General features: G+C 74.6%; 1 protein-coding gene. It reads right to left on the bottom strand.

Annotation, left to right across the window (positions count from 1 at the left end):
- The coding region (locus HUK84_RS22675; RefSeq protein WP_281362904.1) for an ATP-dependent helicase C-terminal domain-containing protein at positions 1 to 511 on the bottom strand (511 nt) is incomplete at both ends.

Genomic DNA, 511 nt, shown 5'->3' with positions numbered 1-511 from the left:
CCTGCGGCCGGCCGGCGGGCGACAGGAGCGCGATCTGCAGCCTGACCAGCCCGTCGGCCAGGCGCGGCGTCTCCCGCAGGCCGTAGAAGGTCTGTGCCCGCGCCGACGCGGTGGGCACGGGCTGGGTATAATCGACCGGCACCCGACCGCCCGGTAAATCCAGATGCGTCGGCAGCGCCTTGTCCAGCCAGGTCAGAGCGCCGTACTCCACCCGTCCGCGCAGCATGGCCAGCACGTCCAGCGCCGCGACCTCGGACAGGCGAGTCAGGCCGGTCAGCCACGGGGCCAGCCAGTCTCCAGCCTCCGCCGCCAGGGCGGCATCCGACAGGTTCGGCAGCTCCGCGTGCCCTGGCAGGGCGCGGGCCAGCGCCACGCGGGCCTGGAATTGCCGCGCCGCCGGGGTCCAGCCCAGGCTGGTGTCCAGCCGATCGGTCACCTGGCGCAGCAGCAATGCCGCGACATCGTCGGGCGAGGCCGCGACCGTGCGGTCGCGCAGCACCAGCGCCCCCAG

The organism is Nguyenibacter vanlangensis, from assembly GCF_013376155.1.
In the GTDB taxonomy this organism is placed as follows: Bacteria; Pseudomonadota; Alphaproteobacteria; order Acetobacterales; family Acetobacteraceae; genus Gluconacetobacter; species Gluconacetobacter vanlangensis.
This window is presented reverse-complemented; position numbering and strand designations above follow the sequence as displayed.